The sequence below is a fragment of the Enterococcus sp. H57 genome (assembly GCF_003112495.1).
Classification (GTDB): Bacteria; Bacillota; Bacilli; order Lactobacillales; family Enterococcaceae; genus Enterococcus_B; species Enterococcus_B faecium.
Map to the genome: position 1 here is coordinate 1 of NZ_BEHC01000071.1, position 1,062 is coordinate 1,062.

General features: G+C 35.4%; 1 protein-coding gene. It reads left to right on the forward strand.

Translation table 11 applies throughout. The features are described 5' to 3' along the window. Window positions 1-93 precede the first annotated feature (93 nt). Complete coding sequence (locus DIZ30_RS12145; protein ID WP_002301399.1) at window positions 94-1,053, forward strand: IS30 family transposase; 960 nt, start codon at window positions 94-96, stop codon at window positions 1,051-1,053. Window positions 1,054-1,062 lie beyond the last annotated feature (9 nt).

Here is a 1,062-nt window from a genome sequence, read left to right on the forward strand (position 1 = left end):
CGCCGATTGTAAAATTAAGCTAGACAACTAAAAAAGTCATTTGTGCTACACTCAAAATAGTTCCGACCAAAGAATTATAAGGAGTGAGTACAAATGACCTATACCCATCTTACAACGGATGAACTTGTAATAATAGAGTCTTATTTCAAAATGAATCAATCTGTTGCTAAAACTGCCCATTGCTTGAATCGTTCAAGACAAACGATCCATAAAGTATATCTGTTCTTCAAGCAAGGAAAATCAGCCTTAGAATATTATCAACAGTATAAGAAAAACAAATCAAACTGTGGTAGACGTCCGCTTGTTTTACCCGAGGAACAATCAGAATATATTCAAAGAAAGGTTGTTCAAGGATGGACACCCGATGTGATTGTTGGTCGTGCAGCGTTTCCTATTAGTTGTTCTGCTCGTACCATTTATCGTATGTTCAAAAAGGGGCTATTTGATTCTTCTGACTTACCGATGAAAGGCAAGCGTAAACCGAATGGACATCAAGAAAGACGTGGAAAACAAACTTTCCGCCGCTCTATTCATGAACGTGAAAAGGATTATAGCCAATTCTCAAATGAGTTTGGTCACCTTGAAGGTGACACTATCGTAGGTCTGAAACATAAAAGTGCTGTAATTACCTTAGTTGAACGATTATCAAAAGTTATCATCACATTGAAACCGTGTGGTAGACAAGCGATTGATATTGAAAAAAAATTAAATCAATGGTTTGAATCTGTACCGAAAAACCTATTCAAATCCATCACTTTTGATTGTGGAAAGGAATTTTCAAATTGGAAACAGATCAGTAATGTCAATGATATTGCCATTTATTTCGCTGATCCAGGAACGCCGTCTCAAAGAGGCCTAAACGAGAATTCTAACGGATTGTTACGTAGAGATGGTTTATTGAAATCTATGGATTTCAATTCAGTAGATGAATTTTTTATTCAATCTGTCGCATCTAAACGAAATAATATTCCTAGAAAATCACTGGATTATCGAACACCTTTGGAAGTATTTTTGAGTTACGTAAGTATTGATGATCTGTCTAACTTAATTTGACAATTAAGA

Coding starts and splice junctions, on each gene's coding strand:
- DIZ30_RS12145 (WP_002301399.1), top strand. CDS start 94: ATGACCTATACCCATCTTACAACGGATGAACTTGTAATAATAGAGTCT.